The organism is Streptomyces sp. G-G2 (assembly GCF_030063135.1).
In the GTDB taxonomy this organism is placed as follows: domain Bacteria; phylum Actinomycetota; class Actinomycetes; order Streptomycetales; family Streptomycetaceae; genus Streptomyces.
The window spans coordinates 1-22,809 of sequence record NZ_JASISO010000033.1 but is presented as its reverse complement, the minus strand read 5'-3'; the positions used below and the strand labels follow the sequence as shown (position 1 = coordinate 22,809).

Annotated in this window: 22 protein-coding genes and 1 pseudogene; 12 read left to right on the top strand and 11 right to left on the bottom strand. The window is 69.3% G+C overall.

All coding sequences use genetic code 11. The features are described from left to right. Nucleotides 1-42: 42 nt before the first annotated feature. Together cydB and QMF80_RS24580 are read right to left on the bottom strand one after the other, a co-directional pair. Nucleotides 43-1,044 (bottom strand): cytochrome d ubiquinol oxidase subunit II, encoded by a 1,002-nt coding sequence (gene cydB, locus QMF80_RS24585; RefSeq protein WP_283456781.1) that lies wholly within the window; start codon nt 1,042-1,044, stop codon nt 43-45. An 18-nt stretch (nt 1,045-1,062) separates the two neighbouring features. After that, nucleotides 1,063-2,568 (bottom strand): cytochrome ubiquinol oxidase subunit I, encoded by a 1,506-nt coding sequence (locus tag QMF80_RS24580; RefSeq protein WP_283456780.1) that lies wholly within the window; start codon nt 2,566-2,568, stop codon nt 1,063-1,065. A gap of 188 nt (nt 2,569-2,756) precedes the next feature. On the opposite strand from QMF80_RS24580, the gene QMF80_RS24575 reads away from it, so the two are divergent. Then, entirely contained in the window at nt 2,757-3,125 is a 369-nt protein-coding gene (locus QMF80_RS24575) for a cyclophilin-like fold protein (protein ID WP_283456779.1), read from the top strand. 23 nt (nt 3,126-3,148) lie between these two features. Here the strand turns inward: QMF80_RS24575 and hisC are convergent, their stop codons facing one another. Continuing rightward, a complete protein-coding gene (hisC, locus tag QMF80_RS24570) occupies nt 3,149-4,228 on the bottom strand; it encodes a histidinol-phosphate transaminase (protein ID WP_283456778.1) in 1,080 nt (359 codons plus the stop codon). A 350-nt stretch (nt 4,229-4,578) separates the two neighbouring features. Between hisC and QMF80_RS24565 the strand changes: the two genes are divergently transcribed. The 3 genes and pseudogenes from QMF80_RS24565 to QMF80_RS24555 all read left to right on the top strand — a co-directional run. After that, nucleotides 4,579-5,694 carry a LacI family DNA-binding transcriptional regulator gene (locus QMF80_RS24565; protein ID WP_283456777.1) on the top strand — a complete coding sequence of 372 codons (1,116 nt, stop codon included), beginning with the start codon at nt 4,579-4,581 and terminating at the stop codon, nt 5,692-5,694. 164 nt (nt 5,695-5,858) lie between these two features. Next, nucleotides 5,859-7,118, top strand: a complete 1,260-nt coding sequence (locus QMF80_RS24560; RefSeq protein WP_283456776.1) for a metallophosphoesterase — start codon at nt 5,859-5,861, stop codon at nt 7,116-7,118. Between the two features lie 147 nt (nt 7,119-7,265). Further along, a pseudogene (locus QMF80_RS24555) lies at nt 7,266-8,063 on the top strand (hypothetical protein); the annotation flags it as partial. Between the two features lie 10 nt (nt 8,064-8,073). On the opposite strand, the gene thiC reads toward QMF80_RS24555, so the two are convergent. After that, nucleotides 8,074-9,861 carry a phosphomethylpyrimidine synthase ThiC gene (gene thiC, locus QMF80_RS24550; RefSeq protein ID WP_283456775.1) on the bottom strand — a complete coding sequence of 596 codons (1,788 nt, stop codon included), beginning with the start codon at nt 9,859-9,861 and terminating at the stop codon, nt 8,074-8,076. A gap of 204 nt (nt 9,862-10,065) precedes the next feature. On the opposite strand from thiC, the gene QMF80_RS24545 reads away from it, so the two are divergent. Then, the gene (locus tag QMF80_RS24545) at nt 10,066-11,445 is read left to right on the top strand and encodes a YibE/F family protein (RefSeq protein ID WP_283456774.1); all 1,380 of its coding nucleotides are present in this window, start codon (nt 10,066-10,068) and stop codon (nt 11,443-11,445) included. A gap of 41 nt (nt 11,446-11,486) precedes the next feature. Here the strand turns inward: QMF80_RS24545 and QMF80_RS24540 are convergent, their stop codons facing one another. From QMF80_RS24540 to QMF80_RS24525, 4 genes are all read right to left on the bottom strand, one after another. Next, on the bottom strand, nt 11,487-11,936 hold the full coding sequence (locus tag QMF80_RS24540) for an SsgA family sporulation/cell division regulator (protein ID WP_283456773.1): 450 nt from the start codon (nt 11,934-11,936) through the stop codon (nt 11,487-11,489). Nucleotides 11,937-12,033: 97 nt separating this feature from the next. Continuing rightward, nucleotides 12,034-12,804 carry an IclR family transcriptional regulator gene (locus tag QMF80_RS24535; RefSeq protein ID WP_283456772.1) on the bottom strand — a complete coding sequence of 257 codons (771 nt, stop codon included), beginning with the start codon at nt 12,802-12,804 and terminating at the stop codon, nt 12,034-12,036. A 246-nt stretch (nt 12,805-13,050) separates the two neighbouring features. After that, entirely contained in the window at nt 13,051-13,269 is a 219-nt protein-coding gene (locus tag QMF80_RS24530; RefSeq protein WP_283456870.1) for a DUF5326 family protein, read from the bottom strand. A gap of 172 nt (nt 13,270-13,441) precedes the next feature. Then, a complete protein-coding gene (locus QMF80_RS24525) occupies nt 13,442-13,759 on the bottom strand; it encodes a cupin domain-containing protein (protein WP_283456771.1) in 318 nt (105 codons plus the stop codon). A gap of 89 nt (nt 13,760-13,848) precedes the next feature. Here QMF80_RS24525 and QMF80_RS24520 point away from each other — a divergent pair, with 89 nt between their 5' ends. From QMF80_RS24520 to QMF80_RS24505, 4 genes are all read left to right on the top strand, one after another. Next, nucleotides 13,849-14,229, top strand: a complete 381-nt coding sequence (locus QMF80_RS24520; protein WP_283456770.1) for a phage holin family protein — start codon at nt 13,849-13,851, stop codon at nt 14,227-14,229. 11 nt (nt 14,230-14,240) lie between these two features. Continuing rightward, complete coding sequence (locus QMF80_RS24515) at nt 14,241-14,729, top strand: low molecular weight protein-tyrosine-phosphatase (RefSeq protein WP_283456769.1); 489 nt, start codon at nt 14,241-14,243, stop codon at nt 14,727-14,729. After that, nucleotides 14,726-15,880 (top strand): cystathionine gamma-lyase, encoded by a 1,155-nt coding sequence (locus QMF80_RS24510; protein ID WP_283456768.1) that lies wholly within the window; start codon nt 14,726-14,728, stop codon nt 15,878-15,880. The genes QMF80_RS24515 and QMF80_RS24510 overlap by 4 nt, the downstream gene beginning before the upstream one ends. 168 nt (nt 15,881-16,048) lie before the next feature. Continuing rightward, nucleotides 16,049-16,528 carry an NUDIX domain-containing protein gene (locus QMF80_RS24505; protein WP_283456767.1) on the top strand — a complete coding sequence of 160 codons (480 nt, stop codon included), beginning with the start codon at nt 16,049-16,051 and terminating at the stop codon, nt 16,526-16,528. Between the two features lie 24 nt (nt 16,529-16,552). Here QMF80_RS24505 and QMF80_RS24500 read toward each other — a convergent pair whose 3' ends face one another. Next, nucleotides 16,553-17,887, bottom strand: a complete 1,335-nt coding sequence (locus QMF80_RS24500) for a globin domain-containing protein (RefSeq protein ID WP_283456868.1) — start codon at nt 17,885-17,887, stop codon at nt 16,553-16,555. Beyond that, nucleotides 17,881-18,531 carry an HAD family hydrolase gene (locus tag QMF80_RS24495; protein ID WP_283456766.1) on the bottom strand — a complete coding sequence of 217 codons (651 nt, stop codon included), beginning with the start codon at nt 18,529-18,531 and terminating at the stop codon, nt 17,881-17,883. Before QMF80_RS24495 ends, QMF80_RS24500 begins: the two co-directional genes overlap by 7 nt. Before the next feature lie 130 nt (nt 18,532-18,661). On the opposite strand from QMF80_RS24495, the gene QMF80_RS24490 reads away from it, so the two are divergent. From QMF80_RS24490 to QMF80_RS24480, 3 genes are all read left to right on the top strand, one after another. Further along, nucleotides 18,662-19,549 (top strand): GNAT family N-acetyltransferase, encoded by an 888-nt coding sequence (locus QMF80_RS24490; RefSeq protein ID WP_283456765.1) that lies wholly within the window; start codon nt 18,662-18,664, stop codon nt 19,547-19,549. Between the two features lie 16 nt (nt 19,550-19,565). Beyond that, nucleotides 19,566-20,027, top strand: coding sequence for a GNAT family N-acetyltransferase (locus QMF80_RS24485; RefSeq protein WP_283456764.1), 462 nt, complete (start codon nt 19,566-19,568; stop codon nt 20,025-20,027). Nucleotides 20,028-20,088: 61 nt separating this feature from the next. Further along, nucleotides 20,089-21,264, top strand: a complete 1,176-nt coding sequence (locus tag QMF80_RS24480) for a winged helix DNA-binding domain-containing protein (protein WP_283456763.1) — start codon at nt 20,089-20,091, stop codon at nt 21,262-21,264. On the opposite strand, the gene QMF80_RS24475 is transcribed toward QMF80_RS24480, so the two are convergent. Continuing rightward, entirely contained in the window at nt 21,265-22,674 is a 1,410-nt protein-coding gene (locus QMF80_RS24475; protein ID WP_283456761.1) for a serine hydrolase domain-containing protein, read from the bottom strand. It abuts the gene before it with no gap. Nucleotides 22,675-22,809: the final 135 nt, after the last annotated feature.

Here is a 22,809-nt window from a genome sequence, read left to right as displayed (position 1 = left end):
GTCGGACGGGAGGGTCGCCCGGATGATCCGGACGGCCCGGTCTCAGTGCGCGTCGGCGATGTGCTGCGTACCGATGCGCTTGCGGAACACCCAGTAGGTCCAGCCCTGGTAGAGCAGGACGACCGGAGTCGCCACGCCCGCGCACCAGGTCATGATCTTGAGGGTGTAGGGGGTGGAGGAGGCGTTGGTGACCGTGAGGTTCCAGGCCTCGTTCAGCGAGGAGGGCATGACGTTCGGGAAGAGCGTCAGGAAGAGCATCGCGACGGCGGCCGCGATGGTGATCCCGGACAGCGCGAACGACCATCCCTCGCGGCCCGCCAGGTTGAAGCCGAGCGCTCCGACGAGAGCGAGTACCGCGACGACCATCGCGACCAGGCTCCTGCCGTCGCCCTTGGAGACCTGGGTCCAGATCAGGAAGACCAGCGCCAGTACCGCGGTCACCACGCCGAGCTGGGTGGCCAGCTTGCGCGAGCGGTCCCGGATGTCACCGACCGTCTTGAGCGAGGTGAACACCGCGCCGTGGAAGGTGAAGAGGGTGAGGGTGACCAGGCCGCCGAGGATCGAGTAGACGTTGAGCAGGTCGAAGAGGTTTCCGACGTACTCCTTGTGCGCGTCGATCTTCACGCCCCGCGTGATGTTGGCGAAGGCGACGCCCCACATGAAGGCGGGGATCAGCGAGGTCCAGAAGATGGCGTGTTCCCAGTTCTTCTGCCACTTGTCCTCGGGCCGCTTGTGCCGGTATTCGAAGGCCACGCCCCGGATGATGAGGCAGACCAGGATGAGCAGCAGCGGCAGGTAGAAGCCGGAGAAGAGCGTGGCGTACCAGTCGGGGAAGGCGGCGAAGGTCGCGCCGCCCGCGGTGAGCAGCCAGACCTCGTTGCCGTCCCAGACCGGGCCGATCGTATTGATCAGGACCCGCTTCTCCTTGCGGTCGCGGGCCAGCAGCTTGGTGAGTACGCCGACTCCGAAGTCGAAGCCCTCCAGGAAGAAGTAGCCGATCCACAGGACGGCGATGAGCACGAACCAGACGTCGTGGAGTTGCATGATGTGGTCTCCCCAGCCTCAGTACGAGAAGGCCATCGGCCGGTCGGCGTCAGTGTCGTCGCCGCCGATCTTGGTGGGCGGGTTGAGGTCGGCTTCGGTCAGCTCCGGCGGACCCGCCTTGACGTACTTCACGAGGAGCTTGACCTCGATCACGGCGAGCACGGCGTAAAGGGCGGTGAACACGGCCATCGAGGTGATCACCTCGCCCTGGGAGGCGGTGGGCGAGACGGCGTCGGCGGTGCGCAGGACGCCGTAGACGGCCCAGGGCTGGCGGCCCATCTCGGTGAAGATCCAGCCCCAGGAGTTGGCGATCAGCGGGAAGCCGACCGTCCAGATCGCGGTGAGCCAGTACAGGCGGGTCAGCCGGGGACTGAGGGCGCTCTTGAACAGCACCAGGTGGGGCCGCTCGTCCTCGCCGGTCCGCAGCCCCGGTGGCAGCAGGAACTTCCGCCGCGTCAGCCACAGCCCCAGCGCACCGATGGCGAAGGAGGCCATGCCGAAGCCGATCATCCAGCGGAAGCCCCAGTACGCGACGGGGATCGCGGGCCGGTAGTCGCCGGGGCCGTACTTCTCCTGCTCGGACTTGTTGACGTCGTTGATGCCCGGAACGAAGGAGTTGAAGTCGCTGTCCGCGAGGAAGGACAGTATTCCGGGGACCTCGATGGCGACCTTGTTGTGGCCCTTGTCGACGTCTCCGTAGGCGAAGATCGAGAAGGGCGCGCCCTTCTCGCCGTCCCACAGGGCCTCGGCGGCGGCCATCTTCATCGGCTGCTGCTTGAACATAACCTTGGCGAGGGTGTCGCCACTGATCGCGGTGAGCAGTCCGCCGATGAGCACGGCGACCAGCCCGAGCCGCAGCGAGGTGCGCATCACCGGGATGTGCTTCTTGCGCAGCAGGTGGAAGGCGGCGATGCCCGCCATGAAGGCGCCACCGGTCAGCAGGGCGGCCGTCAGCGTGTGGAAGACCTGGGCGAGCGCCGTGTTCTGGGTCAGTACGAGCCAGAAGTCGGTCAGCTCGGCGCGGCCGGTCTCCTTGTTGAGGCGGTACCCGACGGGGTGCTGCATCCAGGAATTGGCCGCGAGGATGAAGTAGGCGGAGAGGATGGTGCCGATCGACACCATCCAGATGCAGGCGAGGTGGATCTTCTTCGGCAGCTTGTCCCAGCCGAAGATCCACAGACCGATGAAGGTCGACTCGAAGAAGAAGGCGATCAGGGCCTCGAAGGCCAGGGGCGCCCCGAAGACGTCACCGACGAAGCGCGAGTAGTCGGACCAGTTCATGCCGAACTGGAACTCCTGGACGATGCCGGTGACGACACCCATCGCGATGTTGATCAGGAAGAGCTTGCCCCAGAACTTCGTGGCCTTGAGGTACTTCTCCTTCTCCGTCCGCACCCAGGCCGTCTGCAGCACCGCGACGAGGGCGGCGAGCGAGATCGTCAGGGGGACGAAGAGGAAGTGGTAGACGGTGGTAATGCCGAACTGCCATCGCGCCAGGGTCTCTGGCGCCAAAGCGAGGTCCACGTCGTCTTCTCCTTCGCGTCGCCGTGGTCACAGCCGCAGTTTGCCCCTTACAACCCACCCAATCAGGGATGAAATGGGCACGCTTGTGAACGCGTTCACATTCACAAGCATTATGTCCTACCGCTGTCGGCGTCATCCGGGCGGGGTCCCCCTAGCCAAGACATTCAACAGATTGTTGAATGCGGGCCATGCAGATACGAATCTCCTGGCCCTCCGGCCAGCTCACCGCGACCCTCGGCGACACGCCGACGGCCAAGGCCCTGGGCGAGGCCCTGCCGATATCCGCCTCCGCCAACACCTGGGGCGAGGAGGTCTACTTCGACACCGGCGTCTCGGTGGCACTGGAGGACGACGCCCAGCAGGTCGTCGACCCGGGCACGGTCGCCTTCTGGACCGAGGGCGACGCGCTCGCGCTCCCCTACGGCCCGACCCCCATATCGCGGGGAGGCGAGAGCCGCCTGGCGAGCCCGTGCAACGTCCTCGGCTCGTTCGACGGCGACCCCCGCCTGCTGGCCACCGTCCGCGACGGCGACCCCATCCGCGTGGAGCTGGCGTAACAGCTCCCCCACGGGCACCCGAGCTACAGCTCCTTGAGGAACGCCTCTGCCGTGTGCAGGAACAGGTCGTTCGCCTCGGTCTCACCGATCGTGACCCGCAGGCCCTCACCCGCGAAGGGCCGGACCACCACACCGGCCTTCTCGCAGGCCGCCGCGAAGTCGGCGGTGCGCTCCCCCAGCCGCATCCACACGAAGTTCGCCTGCGTCTCGGGCACCGTCCAGCCCTGCGCGACCAGCGTCTCGTACACCCGCGCGCGCTCGCCGAGCAGCGACCCGACGCGGCCCATCAGCTCGTCCTCGGCGCGCAGCGAGGCGATCGCCGCGTCCTGGGCGAGCTGGCTGACACCGAAGGGAACCGCGGTCTTGCGCAGCGCCGCGGCCACCGGCTCGTGCGCCACGGCGAACCCGACCCGCAGGCCGGCCAGACCGTACGCCTTGGAGAAGGTCCGCAGGACCGCCACGTTCGGCCGGTCCCGGTAGATCTCCATCCCGTCCGGGACCTCGGCGTCGCGCACGAACTCGCGGTACGCCTCGTCCAGCACCACCAGGACGTCCGAGGGCACCCGGTCCAGGAACCGCTCCAGCTCCGCGCGCCGCACGGCGGTACCGGTGGGGTTGTTGGGGTTGCAGACGAAGATCAGCCGGGTCCGCTCGGTGACCGCGTCGGCCATCGCGTCCAGGTCGTGCACATCACCCGAGGTCAGCGGCACCTTCACCGAGGTGGCGCCGGAGATCTGGGCGATGATCGGGTACGCCTCGAAGGAGCGCCAGGCGTACATGACCTCGTCGCCCGGACCGGCCGTCGACTGGATCAGCGACTGCGCGACCCCGACCGAGCCGGTGCCGGTGGCCACGTGCTCCACGGGGACGCCGAAGCGCTCGGCGATCTCGTTCACCAGCCCCGTGCACGCCATGTCGGGGTAGCGGTTGAAGTCACCGGCGGCCGCGACGACCCTCTCGAGGACGCCCGGCAGGGGCGGGTAGGGGTTCTCGTTGGAGGACAGCTTGTACGCCACCGGGCCTCCGGCGGCAGCGGGCTTCCCCGGCTTGTAGGTGGGGATGCCATCCAGCTCGGCACGCAGCCTCGGGCTCTTCTCGCTCACCGCAGGTCCTCCTCGACCGTCCCGTCCAACTCAATACTGCTCACCTTATGAGGATTCCTCGCTCCCGAGAATGGAGGGCGCCAGGAATGAGGGGGAGCGCCTGCATATATGCGTGCGCCGGTGGCCTGCGCCGTGGCGCGCGTCCCCCGTACGTGTGAGTTGAGACCGGCCCGAGACCTCATCACTTTGGCATGCACGTACCCGACGACAAGCCCCATGGCTGATCTTGATCACTAAATGCCTTTGTTTCCAAGGTCATTGGGGGTGGCGAACCGTGCAGAATCGTGCCTGTCAACGCCTGCATATGCATCCGGACCAACCACCCCACCGAGCCCTACTATCGGCTCGCCATGACAGCAGCAGGGAAGCATCAGGTGAGCCGGACCGAGACCCCCCGGCGGACCGCGGGCCGTCCGGGCCGAGCGGGTATCAGGGATGTGGCCGCCGCGGCCGGCGTCTCGATCACAACCGTCTCCGACGCGCTCAATGGCAAGGGGCGGCTCCCGGACGCCACCCGCCGCCATGTCCGCGAGGTGGCCGACCGGCTGGGCTATCGCCCTTCCGCAGCCGCCCGCACCCTCCGTACCGGCAAGTCGGGCCTCATCGGCCTGACGGTGACGACGTACGGGGATGAACCTTTCACCTTCACCGAATTCGCGTACTTCGCCGAAATGGCCAGGGCCGCCACCTCCGCCGCGCTCGCGCGCGGCTACGCCCTGGTCATCCTCCCCGCCACCTCCCGGCACGACGTGTGGTCGAACGTCGCCCTCGACGGCACTGTCGTCATCGACCCCTCCGACCACGATCCCGTCGTCACCGAGCTGGTCCGCCAGGGCCTGCCGGTGGTCTCCGACGGGCGTCCCGCCGGGTCCCTCCCCGTCACGGCCTGGGTCGACAACGACCACGAGGCCGCCGTACTCAACCTGCTCGACCACCTCGCCGCGGCGGGGGCCCGCCGGATCGGCCTCCTCACCGGCACCACCACCGACACCTACACCCGCCTCTCCACCACCGCCTACCTCAGCTGGTGCGAACGGGTCGGGCAGGATCCCGTCTACGAGTCCTACCCCGCCCACGACCCCTGCGCCGGAGCCGTGGCCGCCGACCGGCTGCTCGCCCGGCCCGACCGCCCCGACGCCGTCTACGGGCTCTTCGACCCCAACGGCACCGATCTGCTCGCCGCCGCCCGGCGCTACGGGCTGCGGGTCCCCGAGGACCTGCTGCTGGTGTGCTGCAGCGAGTCCACCGTGTACGCCACCACCGAACCCCCCATCACCACCCTCTCCCTCAAACCGCGCCGTATCGGCACGGCCGTCGTCCAGCTTCTCATCGACGCGATCGAGGGTGTGGACACCGAAGGTCCCCTCGAACAAGTGGTTCCGACCGAACTGATCGTCAGGACTTCCTCACAGCGCAGGCAGCCGCGCACCACCGTCAGCCCGCCCCGATCCCCGGCAGGAGACTGACCTCCGAGGATTCAGCAACACCCATATCGGCACAAAATGGTAGGAAGAGTCGGTCCCGGCCAGGATTCACCACCCCTGGTGCGTCACAGAGCGCGAGCCGCATTCCTATGATGGGCGCACGACATCACGGACCCTCCAACCCTGGAGGTCAGGAGGGTCCGCAGATGTACGGCAGCGCGACGGTGGTGGAGGGGTCGATGACTCAGGGGGCCGGTCAGGGACCCGCGATGCGGACGGAGACGCTGCGGGACTTCCGAGTACCGGTCGTCGAGCCCGTCCCGTACGTCACGGACACGGCCGCGGCCGCGGTCCCCGGGGACGTACCCGTCTACGGCGAGTACCCCGCGTACTACGACCAGGGCGCACCCGTGCCCCCACCGCGGCCCGCCTACGCGCCCTCACCGGCGCAGGTACCGGGCCCCGGCGTGCCACTCGGCACGACCGAACCCGAGCCCGCCGAGCACCCCGGCTACGCCGATCCTGCCGGGGGGTCGGAGGACTACACCCCCACCCAGCGCGACCTCCCCATCATCAGCCGCGGCGGCCCGGGCGACACCGTCCAGGTCCAGTACGTCCCCCAGGACGCGCCCGCCGACGGCCCCGGGCCGCTCTTCGTGGTCGGCGACGTGCACGGCTACCTCGACGAGCTGATCACCGAACTCCACGCCCAGCGCCTCATCGACGCCGACGGCCGGTGGGCGGCGGGCAATGCCCGGCTCTGGTTCCTCGGTGACTTCACCGACCGCGGACCCGACGGCATCGGGGTGATCGACCTCGTCATGCGGCTGTCCGCCGAGGCCGCCGCCGCGGGCGGCTACTGCAAGGCCCTGATGGGCAATCACGAACTCCTGCTCATCGGCGCCAAGCGGTTCGGCGACACTCCCGTCGTCTCCGGCGCGGGCACCGCCACCTTCCAGGCCGCCTGGCTCCTCAACGGCGGCCAGCGCACCGACATGGAGCGCCTGCAGGACGTACACCTGCAGTGGATGTCCCGGCTGGACGCGACCGCCCTGGAAGACGGGCACCTGCTGCTCCACTCCGACACCACCGCCTACCTCGACTACGGCGACTCCATCGAGGACGTCAACGACAAGGTCCACGAGCTGCTCAACCAGCACGACGCCGACGAGACCTGGGACCTGTTCCGCAAGTTCACCAAGCGCTTCGCCTTCCGCGACCAGGAGACCGGCCCGCAAGCGGTGCGCGAACTCCTCGACACCTACGGCGGCAGCCGCGTCGTGCACGGGCACAGCCCCATCCCGTACCTGCTGGGCGACGTGGGCACCGAGGACGGGGAGAACACCCAGGGTCCGGAGGCCATCGACGGCCCCCACGTGTACGCCAACGGCCTCGCCATCGCGATGGACGGCGGGGTCACTATGGCCGGGAAACTGCTGGTCGTACAACTCCCGTTGAACGACTGAGCGGTCCTGGGGCGGGGTATTTCCGGAAAGCCCCTGTCACCGCGTGCCGTGGGCGTTCTACCATCGCACTATCCGTAGCAGGCTCTCCTCCGTTTGTGCCGGTGCCCGGTCTACGCGGGCCAACCGGTCTGCACGGAGCATCGGGGGATGCACATGACCAGCGCTCCGCACCTGCTGACCGAAGACCGGCCGGAGTTCGACCGGCTCCTCGACGAGGCGTTGCGCACCGCACACGAACGGCCCGAACTCGCGACTCTGGGCGAACGGCTGAACGCCGAACAGCTGCGCACCATGGCCATGGACGCGGGCGCACTGCTCACGGCCGCCGCCGCGGCCGAGTACGACCACTACGTCAAGGTCCGCGAGGAACTGCGCGACGGGACAGTGGCCGGCTCCGAGACCATGGGTGAGGACGACCCGGGCGTCGGCGGCGCGGGCGTGAGCGCCGTGGTGGCGGTCCTCGCGCCGGTCCTGGCCGGTACCGCCATGCTGATCTTCCTGCTGGTGGGCTACATCCTGAAGATGATCGAACCCGAACCGGCCTTCGCCAACACCATGCTGACGGCGGGCTGGCTCTTCGGCGGCCTCACGGTGGTGGCGATCCTGTTCGCCGCCATCGGACTCCTGGTCACCGCCGTACGCAACAGCGCGACCGAGGTGACGGTGAACGTGGCGGAAGCCGTTCCGGACGAGGTCCAGCGGGCTCGCGAGGCATGGCGGCACGCCCTGCTGGAGCGGGGCATCATGCCGTTCCTGCGGGACGCGCTGGCCGACCCCAGCGCCGGAGGTGGATCCCCGGTGGCGCGCCGCCAGCCCAGGAGGATCCCCCAACTCGGGTACAGCCCGCCCGATTTCACCAGCCCGGGAACGGCGCCGAGCCCCCGCCCCGGTCTGATCCGCACGCGGAGCAGTCCTGGAGGGGGACGGCCCTCCGGAACGGCACCTCCGTGCCGGATCAGTCGGCCAGCGGCAGGTAGACCCGGTTCCCCCCGGCCGCGAACTCGGCGGACTTCTCCGCCATGCCCGCCTGGATCTCGTCGGCCTTCAGATCCCCGCCGTGTTCGCGGCGGATGTCGTGGGAGATCTTCATCGAGCAGAACTTCGGACCGCACATGGAGCAGAAGTGCGCGGTCTTGGCAGGCTCGGCCGGGAGGGTCTCGTCGTGGAACTCACGCGCCGTGTCGGGGTCCAGGGCCAGGTTGAACTGGTCCTCCCAGCGGAATTCGAAGCGCGCGTCCGACAGCGCGTCGTCCCACTCCTGCGCGCCCGGGTGACCCTTGGCCAGGTCGGCGGCGTGCGCGGCGATCTTGTACGTGATGACGCCGGTCTTGACGTCGTCACGGTTGGGCAGGCCCAGGTGCTCCTTGGGCGTCACGTAGCAGAGCATCGCGGTGCCCCACCAGGCGATCATCGCGGCGCCGATGCCCGAGGTGATGTGGTCGTAGGCGGGCGCGACGTCCGTGGTCAGCGGGCCCAGGGTGTAGAACGGGGCCTCCTCGCAGATCTCCTGCTGGAGGTCGATGTTCTCCTTGATCTTGTGCATCGGGACGTGGCCCGGGCCCTCGATCATGGTCTGCACGTTGTGGCGCTTGGCGATCGTGTTCAGCTCGCCCAGCGTCTTCAGCTCCGCGAACTGCGCCGCGTCGTTGGCGTCGGCGATGGAACCGGGGCGCAGGCCGTCACCCAGCGAGTACGTGACGTCGTACGCGGCCAGGATGTCGCAGAGCTCCTCGAAGTTCGTGTAGAGGAAGTTCTCCTTGTGGTGCGCGAGGCACCAGGCGGCCATGATCGAACCGCCGCGCGAGACGATGCCAGTCTTGCGGCGCGCGGTCAGCGGCACGTAGGGCAGCAGCACGCCGGCGTGGACGGTCATGTAGTCCACGCCCTGCTCGGCCTGCTCGACGACCGTGTCCTTGTAGATCTCCCAGGTCAGTTCCTCGGCGCGGCCGTCCACCTTCTCCAGCGCCTGGTAGAGCGGGACGGTCCCGATCGGGACGGGGGAGTTGCGCAGCACCCATTCGCGGGTGGTGTGGATGTTGCGGCCGGTGGACAGGTCCATGACCGTATCCGCGCCCCACTTGGTGGCCCAGGTCATCTTGTCCACCTCCTCCTCGATCGAGGAGGTGACGGCGGAGTTGCCGATGTTGGCGTTGACCTTCACCAGGAAGCGCTTGCCGATGATCATCGGCTCGATCTCCGGGTGGTTCACGTTCGCCGGGAGGACCGCGCGACCCGCCGCGATCTCCTCGCGGACGATCTCGGAGGAGACGTTCTCGCGGATCGCGACGTACTCCATCTCCGGGGTGATCTCACCGCGGCGGGCGTACGCGAGCTGGGTCACGGCCTGACCGCCGCGCCCCCGGCGGGGCTGCCGGGGACGGCCCGGGAACACCGCGTCGAGGTTCTTGAGCCCGCCGCGCGGCGAGGTGTGCTTGATGCCGTCGTCCTCGGGGCGCACGGGACGGCCCGCGTACTCCTCGGTGTCCCCACGGCCGATGATCCAGTTCTCGCGCAGCGGCGCCAGGCCGCGGCGGACGTCGGTCTCGATCAGCGGGTCGGTGTACGGGCCGGACGTGTCGTAGAGCGTGACGTCCTTGCCGTTGGTGAGGTGGACCTGGCGAACCGGCACACGGAGGTCGGGGCGGGAGCCCGCAACGTACCCCTTGTGCCAACCGGGCTTGCGCTTTTCCTGGCTGTCGCTGTCCTGGCTGACGGCAGGCGTCTGTGCGTCCTGAATGGTCATAAGACCTATCTCCCTACGCCGGCATTACCCGGTAACAGGTTCGGCGGTCGGCGCAGCCTCTTCCCGTACGTGTCCACGTACGGTGATCAGCGCCCTCTCAGCCCGGTGCTCCGAGCTCCCGCGTTGTGCAAAGGTGCCCCCACGCTAGCGTCATCCCTGGCGTGCTGAACAGTGGGCCCCCTCATCTCTTGCGATGATCAGTCGGTGACGTCCTCGCCGCAGCCCCCCACCGGTCCCACGGATCCCACCGATCACACGGGTCATGGACACTCCCCCCACGGGTCGCCTCCCGAGCCGTCCCACGGGCACTCCCACTCCCACAGCCACGGGCCGGCAGCCCCGGTTTCGAAGCACCTGCGCAAGGTCATCGCGGCTGTCCTGATCCCCTTCGCCGCCGCCGTCTTCGTCGGCATGGTGGTCCTCTGGCCCGGCGGCGCTCCCGCGCACGAGCGCACCGGGGTCGGCTTCGACCGCCAGACCCAGCAGGGCACGGTCGTGTCCGTCGAGCAGGTCGACTGCGCATCGGTCAACGCCGCGCAGATGCCGTCCGCCCAGGGCGGCGAGCCGAAGGCGGCCGGGGCCGGGGCCGGGGACTGCAAGAAGGCCTCGATCAAGGTCACCACCGGACCGGACCGGGGACGTACCTTCGGGGAGATCATCCAGCCGGGCGCGCCACGGCAGTTGAAGGACGGTCAGGACGTGGTGGTCGCCTACGCTCCCAAGGCCCCGCTCGATCTCCAGTACTCCGTCATCGACGTGAACCGTAAGTTCCCGATGGCGTTGCTGGCCGGAATCTTCGCCGTCGCGGTGGTCGTGGTGGGCCGGATGCGCGGGCTGTTCGCGCTGATCGCGCTCGCCGTCAGTTTCTCCGTCCTGACGCTCTTCATCCTCCCGGCCATCCTCCAGGGCTCGAACCCGCTGGTCGTCGGGGTCGTCGGAGCCAGCGCGATCATGCTCATCGCGCTCTACATGTGCCATGGCCTGACCGCCCGCACCTCGGTCGCCGTACTCGGCACACTGGCTTCACTGCTGCTGATCGGGCTGCTGGGCTCGGTGTTCATCAGCTGGGCGTCCCTCAGCGGCAACACCGACGACAACACCGGACTGATCCACGGGCTGTACCCGCACATCGACATGAGCGGCCTGCTGCTCGCGGGCGTGATCATCGGATCGCTCGGCGTGCTCGACGACGTGACGGTCACCCAGACCTCGGCGGTCTGGGAACTCCACCAGGCCGACCCGACGATGGGACCGCGCGCCCTGTACCGGGCGGGCATCCGGATCGGACGCGACCACATCGCGTCCGTGGTCAACACCCTGGTACTGGCTTACGCGGGCGCCGCGTTGCCGCTCCTGCTGCTCTTCTCGATCGCGAACAGCAGTGTGGGGACGGTGGCCAACAGCGAGCTGGTCGCCGAGGAGATCGTACGGACCCTCGTGGGCTCGATCGGTCTCGTCGCCTCGGTTCCGGTGACCACGGCCCTCGCCGCGCTGGTGGTCTCCGCCGACCGGCCCGGATCCCCGTCCGCCGCGGCGGCCCAGGGGCCGCTGCGTGGCGGGCGCGGTCGTCGTCGTAAGCGCTGACGCGCAGAGCAGGGGCGGGCCGAGCCGGTGTCCCGGCCGGATCAGCCCGCGTTCTGCTCGTTCTGCCGGGCCTCGGCCAGGATCTTGTCCAGGGCCTCCTCGAGGTTTCCCTCGAAGTCACCGAGATTGCGCTCCTGACCGAGCGGCACGATCCGGTCGGTCCGGTCGAGGAACGCCACCAGCGGCGCCGCGCTCGCCCGGAACAAGGCACGGTCACCGCCGACCTGAAGCCTGATGTGCACGTCGGAGAGTTCCTCCGGGTCGGTGGGGGCGATGTGAACATCGCCGTCACCGCACGGCTTGTTGATGCCGTCGAGGAGCAGCTCCCGGCCGAACGCCCAGGTCACGGGCGCGTCTCCGGGAAGGTGGAACGTCAGGCGCACCGCGTAGGGATCCCGTGCTTCGTACCGGAGTTCCACCGGGATCCGGAACGAGAGCTCCTCGGAAACGAGGAAGCTCATCATGACCTCTGCCTGTACCGACTCGCGCATTGACTACCCCGCTGTAGTGGAAGTGGCCAGGAATGGTCCCTCAAGGCCCTCTTGACAAGAGTGGTGTAAGCGCTTGCAGATCACAAGGAGTGAGTTTTCAGATACTGATAGAGAACGAGAGGGTGCTCAACAGCGCGCCTACTTCACTCCGTAGTCGATTGACCGCATAGAGCAACCGACCTTCTTGGTGCAAAGGTAGTGAAATCGCCATGGTTGCAGCGGTATCCCCGGCCGTAATGGGGATTGCGGCACATACGGTGCCGAGAGAGTACTCCTGACGCTCCGTAACCGGCTGCATCCGGCCCAATGCACCGATCCGCTGCTCCAGAGCGTGCATGTCCGAAACGGTGTACGGGGTGACGGGCTCGACCGGATGGCGGTCATAGTGGTCCCTGCGCGTCTTCTCGTCGAGCTGGCCCAGCAGGCACTGCCCGATGGCGTGCGCGTGGCCGGTCTCGCGGAAAGCGGCCCACTCCTCGCAGGCCGGTCCGGCCGGGGTGTCCGAGACGCCCACGACCTCGATCTCACCCTCGCGGTACACGGCGAAATAGACCGGAGCCCCGACCGACTCACGAAAGTGCGCGAGCGAGTCGAGGATCATGGTGCGACGTTTCTGCTGAAGCGCGCCACCGGCCAGTCGCTCAGCGGCGTCCCCCAGGACGAAGACCCCGCTCTCACGGCGCAGATAGCCCTCGTGGGTCAGGGTCCGCAGCAGGTGGTACGCGGTGGGGAGGGGAAGCCCGGCTTCTCGTGCCAGTTGCTTCGCCGGCGCCCCCGCACTATGGGAACCCACCGCTTCGAGCAGCCTCAGCGCCCTTTGCACCGAACCGATCAGAGTCGGCGCACCGGCGTTGTGAACCGATGGCAAAGCGCACCCCCAGGCCTGACGGCGGACCGTGGGGCGGGCCCGCCTGCGGGGGCCGCCCCCGCGCGTCCGCGCCACCTGGGGGTCGTGCTCGGCTGGTGCTTGTGATCACCGCGGGTCAGAGCGGATTACCGGCTTCGGTGCCCAGGGAGCGGCACAGAATGCCACTCTATCCACCGATTCCAGCGATGTGAGCGGTCTTTCCCGCAATGTTCCCCCGCCTGGGTTAATCACCTGTGCCGCCGACTCCTACCAGTCGTTGGAGGAGGACTTGGATCCGCTGCCGGTGACCTTCTTGACGATGAAGATCAGACCACCGACGAGGGCGGCGAAGAGCAGCACCTTGAAGATCAGGCCGATCAGCGTGCCGATGACACTGGCGATGACACCGCCGAAGACGATCAGTGCCAGCAGCGGAACCGCAACCCACTTAACCCACCAAGGCATACCTGCGAATATCTCCCGGATGCCGTCCATGTCCTCAACCTCTTCCTGGTCCGTTGCTTCCTGACTCCGATGCTAGGAGCCGGGGAAACGGAACGGGGGCCCTGAGTCCCTTGGACTCCCCTGACCCACCCCCTAGGGGGCGGAGCCGGACAGGGGCCACGTGTGTCAGGGGACCGCCGACGCCCCTGGCCGGTCAGCCCTCCGGCGGGGAGAACACCACCAGCACCTTCAAGTCCTCGGTGATGTGGTGGAACTTGTGCGGGGCCCCGGCGGGGACATAGATCACTCCACCGCGGGCGACCGTCGTCGTCTCCTCTCCCACGGTGATCGAGGCCCGCCCGCTGACGACGAAGTACACCTCGTCCTGCGCGTGCGGCTGCTGAGGGTCGGTCTGTCCGGCGTCCAGCGCGTACAGCCCGACCGACATGTTCCGTTCGCGCAGGAACTGCAGATAGGCGCCGTCATTGGCCAGCCGCTCGGCCTCGAGTTCGTCCAGCCGGAATGCCTTCATAGTCGATACGCCCCTTGTGCTCTTGCGTGCGCTGGCATCCGCTGTTGTGCCGATGTCCCCGCGGGATCTTCTCTGCAACGATCAGACACATGACGAATTTCGTAGTCAAGACGCTCGCCAACGCGGCGGCCCTGGCCGTGGCGATCTGGCTGGTCGCTGACATCACCCTCAACGACGGCAGCAGCATGGGGCGCAGGACCCTCACGCTGATCCTGGTCGCCCTGGTCTTCGGCCTGGTCAACTTCATCGTCAAGCCCGTGGTGAAGCTGCTGTCCCTGCCCCTGTTCATCCTCACCCTGGGCTTGTTCACCCTCGTCGTGAACGCCCTGATGCTGCTCCTGACCTCATGGCTGGCCGGAAAGCTCGACCTCAGCTTCCACGTCGAGGGCTTCTGGACCGCGGTCGTCGGCGCCCTGATCATCTCCATCGTCTCCTGGGCCATGAACATGGTCCTGCCCGACAAGAACTGAGCGGGCCGCCCATGTACCGCGTGTGCTTCGTGTGCACCGGCAACATCTGCCGCTCGCCCATGGCCGAGTCCGTCTTCCGCGCCCAGGTCGCCGAGGCGGGGCTGAGCGACCGGATCGAGGTGGACAGTGCCGGTACCGGGGGCTGGCACGAGGGCGACGGCGCCGATCCGCGCGCCGCCTCCGTACTGGCGGCCGCCGGATACGAACAGGACCACCGGGCACGCCGGTTCCGTGCGTCCTGGTTCGAGCACCTCGACCTCGTGATCGCGCTGGACGCCGAGCACCTGCGGGACCTGCGCGCGATGGCCCCGGCCCCCGAGGACGTCGCCAAGATCCGCCTGCTGCGGTCCTACGATCCGGCCGCCGGTCCGGACCTCGACGTACCGGATCCGTACTACGGCCCCCAGGACGGGTTCGAGGAGTGCCTGGAGCTGGTCGAGGCGGCCGGACCCGGCCTGCTCGCGGCCGTCCGCACCGCGCTGAAGGAGCACACCGCGTGAACGACGACACCGACGACCGCCCCCGCGTCGGGGAGGGCACCCGGGCCGTACGCGCCGGGCTGCCCGACCCCGTCAAGAACGAACCGACCATGCCCGGACCGGTGTTCGCCGCCCATTTCCACCTGCCCGGCGATGTCGAGGGGCCGTACACCTACGGCCGCGACACCAACCCCACCTGGACCCTGCTCGAACGGGCCATCGGGGAGCTGGAGGCGCCGGGTGAGGAAGGCGTGGACACCGTCGTCTTCGCCTCCGGCATGGCCGCCGTCTCCGCGGTCCTGCTCTCCCAGGCCCGGGCCGGGGACACCGTGGTCCTGCCCGACGACGGCTACCAGGCCCTGCCGCTCGTACGGGACCAGCTGGAGGCGTACGGAGTCCACGTGCGCACGGCCCCGACCGGCGGGGAAGCCCAACTGGCAGTGCTCGAAGGGGCCCGGCTGCTGTGGATCGAGAGCCCCTCCAACCCGGGGCTCGACGTCTGCGACATCCGGCGCCTGGTGGAGGCGGCCCATGCGGGCGGCGCCCTGGTCGCGGTGGACAACACCCTCGCCACCCCGCTCGGGCAGCGGCCGCTGGCCCTCGGCGCGGACTTCTCCGTCGCCAGCGGGACCAAGGGGCTCACCGGCCACGGCGACCTGCTGCTCGGCTACGTCGCCTGCCGCGACGCCGCTCTCGCCGGCCGGGTCCGCCAGTGGCGCAAGGTCGTCGGCGCGGTCCCTGGGCCCATGGAGGCCTGGCTGGCCCACCGCTCCCTGGCCACCCTGCAGTTGCGCACCCTTCGGCAGTGGGACAACGCCCTGGCGCTCGCCGAAGCCCTCACGGACCGCGCCGACGTCACCGGGCTGCGCTACCCGGGGCTGCCCACCGACCCCTCGCACAAGACGGCGACCCGGCAGATGTCCGGCTACGGCTCGGTGGTCTCCTTCACCCTGCCCGACCGGGCACACGCCGAACGGTTCATGAGCGCCCTGCACCTGGTGGAGGACGCCACGAGTTTCGGCGGCGTCCGCTCCACCGCCGAACGGCGGGGGCGCTGGGGCGGTGACGCCGTGCCGGACGGTTTCATCCGTTTCTCCGCGGGCGCCGAGGACACCGAAGACCTCGTCGCGGACGTGCTGCGCGCCCTCGATCGCGCGGCGGCGGAATCCTGATCCGCTCACGCCCGGGCGGTCCGAGCCCCTCCCCGACGGTTCGGACGGCCCGGGTTCCGCGTGACGCACCACGCGGACAAGGCCAGCTGGTGCGCGCCGCGCCGCAATGGTGACCGGATTCTGCGCGGTGCGCGTTTCAGAACCGGAGTACTGGGCCACGCTTCTCCCATGACCGAACGCCCTGTGGTCAAACGCACCGCCCGCGCGATCCTGCTCGACGGTGGCGATCTGATCCTGATCAAGCGCACCAAGCCCGGTATCGACCCGTACTGGCTCACCCCAGGCGGGGGTGTGGAGTCCTCGGACGCCACCGTCGTCGACGCCCTGCACCGAGAAGTCCACGAGGAACTCGGAGCCAAGATCACCGATGTGGTGCCCTGTTTCGTCGACACGGTCGAGCACATCGCCGAAGCCGGCGTGACCGGCGTCAAGGTGCAGCACTTCTTCGTCTGCCACCTCGAATCGATGGACACCAGCCTGCGGCACGGACCCGAGATCGATCAGCCCGAAGGCGAGTACGAGATCGTCAGGGTGCCGTTCAGCCGGGTCGGCATCGCCGCCGTCCATCTCGTCCCGCTGTCCCTGCGGCACTACCTCGACGGCAACATCGAGGGCGTCCGCGCCATGCACGCATCCGACCTGGGCTGAACCGACCTGGCGGGGGACTGCGGTTCAGCCGGAGACCCCCGCCAGTCCCTCCACCGCGTCGTACCGGATCCGGTCGCCGGGGATCCCGATCCGCTTAAGCGCGTCCACACCACTGCGGATCATCCCGGGCGGCCCCGATATGAACGCGTCGTACGAGTTCCACGGACCGTACTCGCCAGCCGCCTGCGGGAGTTGTCCGGCCAGCCCGTCGCACACCACCGGCCGCACCGACAGCCACGGGTGCGAGCGCTGGAGGCCCAGCAGGGTGTCCTTGTCGTAGAGGTCGTCATCCCTGCGCGCTCCGAAGAACACTTCCATCGGGCGACGCTGACCGTGTCCGGCGACGTCCTCGATCAGCGCCTTGATCGGGGCTATCCCGGTGCCGCCGCCCAGACACAGCATTCCGTTGTCCGTACTGTGGTCGACCACCATCGACCCGGCGGGCGGCCCCAGGCGCAGTACGTCTCCCGGCCGGGCATGGCGTACGAGGGCGTTGGAAACCCAGCCCGCGGGCACCGCCTTGACGTGGAAGGACAGCAGCCCGTCGGCGCGCGGAGCCGAGGCGAAGGAGTAGTGCCGCCACACCCGCGGCCACCACGGGGTCTCCAGGCTCGTGTACTGGCCCGCCAGGAACGCGTACGGCTGGTCGGGGCGGACCGTCAGCACGGCGATGTCCGGGGTGCGCAGGTCGTGGGAGACCACCTCGGCCTGCCAGAAGGCAGGGGACTTCACCTCGTCCTCCGCCGCCGCGTCGATCATGATCTGGGAGATCGCGGTGTACGCCCGCACCCAGGCGGCTTCCGCTGCCGGCCCCCAGGTCTGCTCCGCGTACCGGGCCAGCGCTCCAATGAGGGCCTCACCGACGGCCGGGTAGTGACCGGCCATCGTCCCGTACTTGCGGTGCCCGGTGCCCAGTTGCCGCAGAAAGGGAGTGAGCACCTGCGGATCGTCGATGTGCTCGGCGGCCGTGAGCAGGGCCTTCAGCAGCCGGTCCCGCTGTACGTCCATGGCCACGGGGAACATCGCCCGTAATTCCGGGTGCCCGGTGAAGAACAGGGCGTAGAAGTACGAGGTGACCTTGCCTGCGATGGGACCGATCTCGGCAAGGGTCTTACGGATGAGCACGGCATCGGGGGAGGGCTCGTTCGCGCTGCCCCCGGAGGGTATGTGGGCGGTCCTCCGTCTGTCCGATCTGGTGGGCGGAGCGTCCATGGGGTGCCTCGCTTCGAGCATCTCGGTCGGTCTGCACACGCCACGGCCTTGAATCCGTGGTTCCGGGCTTCGCAGCATGGCAGCCGGGGGAGCGGCTTGCGGGGAAATGCGGAAAATCCGCAGTTCGAGACACGCTCCGCTTAAGATGCCTCGGCTGCCGGGCGGAGCACCCCCGCGAGGCGGTACGCCTCCCGAAGGTCCCGGCCTTCGTACACATGCGTCGCGAGGGCCGCCACGTGGGGCCGCGCGTTGACCGCCACCGATACCGGCACCGCCCCGAACAGCACCGCGTCCGTCATGGAATCCCCATAGGCGACGCAATCGCTCCGGCTCAGCCCGAACCGGGCGCAGAGCCGGTCCGCCACCTCCAGCTTGCCCTCCGGGGTCAGGATCCCCGCCACATCGACGGGCCCGGTGAACGGCACCTCAGGGAAGACCGAACCGTGGGCGGCGTGCGCACCCCACTCCAGCAGCAGTTCCACGAAGAACGACGGTGACAGCGAGATCACCGCGCAGTATTCACCGCGTTCACGGATCTCCTGCCACACCTCGCGGATACCCGCCACCCAGGGCGCGCCGTCGAACGCCGCTCGGACGTGCCCCGGCGTCAGCTCCGCCCACAAGGCGTGCACCCCCACCGAGAATTCGTGCGGCCCGATCTCCCGCGCGCTGAAGGCCCGCTCCAGCTCGGCGATCTCGGCGCTCAGTCCCAGCTGCCTCGAGATCTCGACCGGGGCGGCCGAACCGAACATCAGTGTGCCGTCGAGGTCGAAGAGGTGCAGGCGCGTCATGAGAGCCGAGGCTAGCCCGTCGGTTTCACGTGAAACAGCGGGTTTCACGTGAAACAACGGCCGGTTTCACGTGAAACATCCGCCTCCAAAACCTCTGGACTGACCCCAGCCGGTGATCCAGGCTGGGCCGGTGACACCACCACAACTCAGCGATTCACCGATCCGCGCACTGACCCTGGACGATCTCCGGCACTGCGCCGACCTGTCCGAAGACCGGGGCTGGCCCCGGGAGGACCACAAATGGGGTTTGCTCCTCGCAGCCGGGGACGGCTACGGAGTGGATGCTCCCGACGGGCGCGGGCTCGCCGCCGCCTGCGTCGTCACCCGCTACGGGCACTCGTACGAGCACCCGGAACTGGCCGCCATCGGCATGGTCCTCATCGCCGAGCGGTACTCCCGCCAGGGCCTGGGCCGCCGCCTGATGGCGTACGTGTGCGACGACCTCCTCAAGGGCGTCCCGCTCACCCTGAACGCCACCCCGTTCGGACGCCCGCTCTACGAGGAACTCGGCTTCGACACCGCGGGCCGCGGCGAAATGCTCAGGGGTACCTTCCGTCCCGGCCCCGCGGCCCCCGGGTCCGATGCCGCCTCGGTGCGTCCCGCCACCGCCGAGGACCTCATGCGGATCCTGCGGCTGGATACCGAGGCCTTCGGTGCCGACCGGACCCACCTGATCACCCGACTGCCCGCCTTCGCGGACCGGCTGGTCGTCGCCGAGGACCACTCCGGTGAACTCGTCGGCTACGCCGCCCTCTGGCCCAACATGGAGACCCATGTCGTCGGACCGCTGATCGCACGCGACACGACTGTCGCCAAGCTGCTGATCAGCGCTCTCGCGGCCACCACCGGCCGGCCACTGCGTACGGACATCGACGTACGCCACGAAGAGCTGCTCGACTGGCTCAAGGAACGCGGACTGGGCTCCGTGACCTTCAATACCGTCATGACCCGGGACCTCTCCGGTCTCCCCGGAGACTGGACCCGCCGCTGGGCCCCGCTCACCGTGGCCGCGGGCTGAGAAAGGAACACCACCCATGACCGACCTCCCCCAGCTGGACATCCGCCCCGCCACCGAGGCCGATCTGCCCGACATCGTGGCCATGCTCGCCGACGATCCGCTCGGGGCCACACGCGAGTCCCCGGACGACCTCACCCCGTACGTCGCGGCCCTCAAGCGGCTCACCGACGACCCTCATCAGCATGTCGTGGTCGCTGTTCGCGGGGACCGGGTCGTGGGCACCCTCCAGCTGACCATCATCCCGGGTCTGTCGCGCAAGGGTTCGACCCGCTCCATCATCGAAGGCGTCCGTGTGCACGCCGATGAGCGCGGCAGTGGGCTGGGCACCCGGTTCATCGAGTGGGCCATCGAGACGTCCCGTGCGGAGAACTGCCAGTTGGTGCAGCTCACCTCCGACGTGACTCGTACCGATGCCCACCGGTTCTACGAGCGGCTCGGGTTCACGGCATCCCACGTCGGCTTCAAGTTCCAGCTCTGATTCGCTCAGGATCGCCTCGTGGGCCGGGCCACTGGCAGTGGCCCGGCCTACGATCCGGAGGATGAGCCGCAGCCTCCCTCTCGTCACCACCGCCGACCGTCGTCACCGGCTCGGCCGTCGGCACCGCCTGGCCCCCTCGGCCCGGGCAGCCACCGTGCCCGAGGCCGCCGACGCGGTCGTGGCACTGCACGCCACCGACGCCGCGACCGTGTTCCTCTCCGCCCGCGCGCGGCTCACCGACAGCGACCCCGCCGTCATCGAGCAGGCGCTCTACCAGGATGTGAGCCTCGTCCGGCTGCTCAGCATGCGCAATACCCTCTTCGCCGTCTCGCGGGAGACGGCTCCCTTCGTCGACTCCTCCACCGCGCGGGCGATCGCGCTGAAGGAACGGCGCACCCTGCTCAAGCACCTCGCGGAGGACGGCCGGGGTCTGGATGCCGACTGGCTCGCCCGGGCGGAGGCCGACGCCCTCGACGCCCTGGACGCGAAGGGTCCGACGACCGGAAGCCAGCTGTCCGCCGCGGTGCCGGCCCTGCGGCAGAAGATCACCATCGGGCGCGGCAAGAAGTACGAGGCGGAGACCGGCGTGGCGACCCGGGTCATCCGCCTGCTGGCGGCCGACGGCCGTATCCGCCGGGACCGGCCCCGGGGCGCCTGGACCTCCAGCCAGTACCGCTGGGTCCACACCGCCCCCTGGGCCCCGGTACCCGCCGCGGAGGCCCGCGCCGAACTGGCCCGGCGCTGGCTGCACTCCTACGGGCCGGCCACCGAGGCCGACCTCAAGTGGTGGACGGGCTGGAACCTCACCGATGTCCGCAAGGCCCTCGCCGCCGCCGGAGCCGAGGAGGTCCGCCTCGACGGCGGCGCCACCGCACTGGTCGGCCCCGGGGATACCGGGCCCGAACTCCCGCCCGAACCCTGGGCCGCCCTGCTGCCGTGCCTGGACCCCAGTGCCATGGGCTGGACCGACCGCGGCTTCCAGCTCGATCCCGCTCACCGGGCGGCCCTCTTCGACTACGCCGGGAACGTCGGCCCCACAGTGTGGTGGAACGGCGAGATCGTCGGCGGCTGGGCGCAGCGGGCCGACGGGGAGATCGTCTGGCGCCTGCTGGGCGACCCCGGGGGCGATGCCGCCAAGGTGATCTCCGCCGAGGCTCAGCAGTTGGCCCGGTGGGTGGGCGACGCCCGTGTCACACCCCGGTTCCGCACCCCGCTGGAGCGCGAACTCGTCGCCTGATCAGCCGATGCCCCGCCACCCCTGGGGGTCCACGCCCCCGGGGACCGGGGCGCCCGCGTCGTAGGGCTCCCGGGTGAACACGAAGGAGCCGACGTCGAGGTGGCCGACCGAACCGTCCGCACGCCGCACCGCCCGCAAGGTCTCGCCCGCGAAATAGCCGGACAGCCCGGTCCAGTTGCCGTCCCCGGCCGCCCGGAACCGGGCCGCCCGTCCGGTCGCCGCCACGGTGGCGAGGAGCATGTCCCCGTCCGCGTTCAACCTGAGCACGTGCGGGGCCGTCCCCCAGTACCAGGGTCCGGTCAGCTCCAGCGCCACTTCATCGGTTTCCCGGAACGGCTTCCAGGGCTCCGGGATCCGCGGCTCCGCCTCCGCCACGATCCCCACGAGGTCCGACGCCAGCGCCGCGGCAGGCAGACCGGAGGTGCAGTTGGCCAGCACGACCGCGGCGACGTCCTCCGTCTCGCTCAGCCACAGACACGCGACGAACCCCGGGAGCGAGCCGCTGTGGCCGGCCAGGGCCCGGCCCCCGGCCGTCGTCAGCTGCATGCCCAGCCCGTACCCGCCTTCGGCGACGCCCGGCTCCGGCGGCGAGGCCGCCGTACGCATCTCGCGTACCGAGTCGGCGCCCAGGACCCGTTCGTCGCCCCGGGTGAGGAAGACCGCGAAGCGGGCCAGGTCCCGGGCGGTGGACCAGAGTTGTCCGGCCGGCGCCATCAGGCCCAGGTGCTCGGCCGGCTCCGGCATCATCACATCGGCCCAGGGGTGCACCGCCCAGCCGCCCGCGTGCGGTGCCCGGGGCTCCACGGTGGTCCGTTCCAGGGACAGGGGCTCCAGCACCTCGGCCCGGAGGACCTCCTCCCACGGCTTCCCGCGGACCGCCTCCACCAGCGAACCCAGCAGGGCGTAGCCCGGGTTGGAATAGTGGTGACGCCGCCCGGTGACGTGCCGGAACGGCTCATCACCCAGTACGTCCTCCAGCCCGGGCCGCAGCGACCCGGGGGTGCGCTCCCACCACTGGCCCGGCGTCTCGGCGGCCAGCCCGGCCGTGTGGGCGAGGAGCTGAGCGACGGTCACCTCACCTGCCCCGGTGCCCGGCAGGTGCTTCTCCAGCGAATCCTCGAGGTCCAGCAGGCCTTCATCCCGCAGCCGCATCACCAGAACCGCGGTGAAGGTCTTGCTGATCGAACCCACCCGGTACTGCACGTCACCGTCGGGGCCGTGGCCGTCCACGCAGCTGCGGGAGCCCTCCCAGACGATCTCGCCGCCCCGGGCCACGGCCGCCACGAGCGACGGGGCCCGTCCCTCGCGCTGCGCGACGGCGATGCGGTGCAGCAGCGCCCTCCGTGTCGAGGGGAGGAGCTCCCGGTCTTCGTTCGTGCCTGCGACCTCTACTGCGTCTACGGAGCTCATGCTCCGACTCTAGATGAATGAGTCCAAGGGGTGTCGTTGCGGTCAGTGGTCGTAGGCGATCAGTGACCGCTTGACCGGCTGCCCAGTCTTGTCGTTGTGCCAGATCGCCGCCGTGAGTGCGAGGATCCGGCACAG

What these genes read in the sequence shown, in the direction of transcription:
- cydB (WP_283456781.1), bottom strand. Translation starts at nt 1,044, where the DNA reads ATGCAACTCCACGACGTCTGGTTCGTGCTCATCGCCGTCCTGTGGATC.
- QMF80_RS24575 (WP_283456779.1), top strand. Translation starts at nt 2,757, where the DNA reads ATGCAGATACGAATCTCCTGGCCCTCCGGCCAGCTCACCGCGACCCTC.
- QMF80_RS24565 (WP_283456777.1), top strand. Translation starts at nt 4,579, where the DNA reads ATGACAGCAGCAGGGAAGCATCAGGTGAGCCGGACCGAGACCCCCCGG.
- QMF80_RS24560 (WP_283456776.1), top strand. Translation starts at nt 5,859, where the DNA reads ATGTACGGCAGCGCGACGGTGGTGGAGGGGTCGATGACTCAGGGGGCC.
- thiC (WP_283456775.1), bottom strand. Translation starts at nt 9,861, where the DNA reads ATGACCATTCAGGACGCACAGACGCCTGCCGTCAGCCAGGACAGCGAC.
- QMF80_RS24540 (WP_283456773.1), bottom strand. Translation starts at nt 11,936, where the DNA reads ATGCGCGAGTCGGTACAGGCAGAGGTCATGATGAGCTTCCTCGTTTCC.
- QMF80_RS24525 (WP_283456771.1), bottom strand. Translation starts at nt 13,759, where the DNA reads ATGAAGGCATTCCGGCTGGACGAACTCGAGGCCGAGCGGCTGGCCAAT.
- QMF80_RS24520 (WP_283456770.1), top strand. Translation starts at nt 13,849, where the DNA reads ATGACGAATTTCGTAGTCAAGACGCTCGCCAACGCGGCGGCCCTGGCC.
- QMF80_RS24515 (WP_283456769.1), top strand. Translation starts at nt 14,241, where the DNA reads ATGTACCGCGTGTGCTTCGTGTGCACCGGCAACATCTGCCGCTCGCCC.
- QMF80_RS24505 (WP_283456767.1), top strand. Translation starts at nt 16,049, where the DNA reads ATGACCGAACGCCCTGTGGTCAAACGCACCGCCCGCGCGATCCTGCTC.
- QMF80_RS24495 (WP_283456766.1), bottom strand. Translation starts at nt 18,531, where the DNA reads ATGACGCGCCTGCACCTCTTCGACCTCGACGGCACACTGATGTTCGGT.
- QMF80_RS24485 (WP_283456764.1), top strand. Translation starts at nt 19,566, where the DNA reads ATGACCGACCTCCCCCAGCTGGACATCCGCCCCGCCACCGAGGCCGAT.
- QMF80_RS24480 (WP_283456763.1), top strand. Translation starts at nt 20,089, where the DNA reads ATGAGCCGCAGCCTCCCTCTCGTCACCACCGCCGACCGTCGTCACCGG.
- QMF80_RS24475 (WP_283456761.1), bottom strand. Translation starts at nt 22,674, where the DNA reads ATGAGCTCCGTAGACGCAGTAGAGGTCGCAGGCACGAACGAAGACCGG.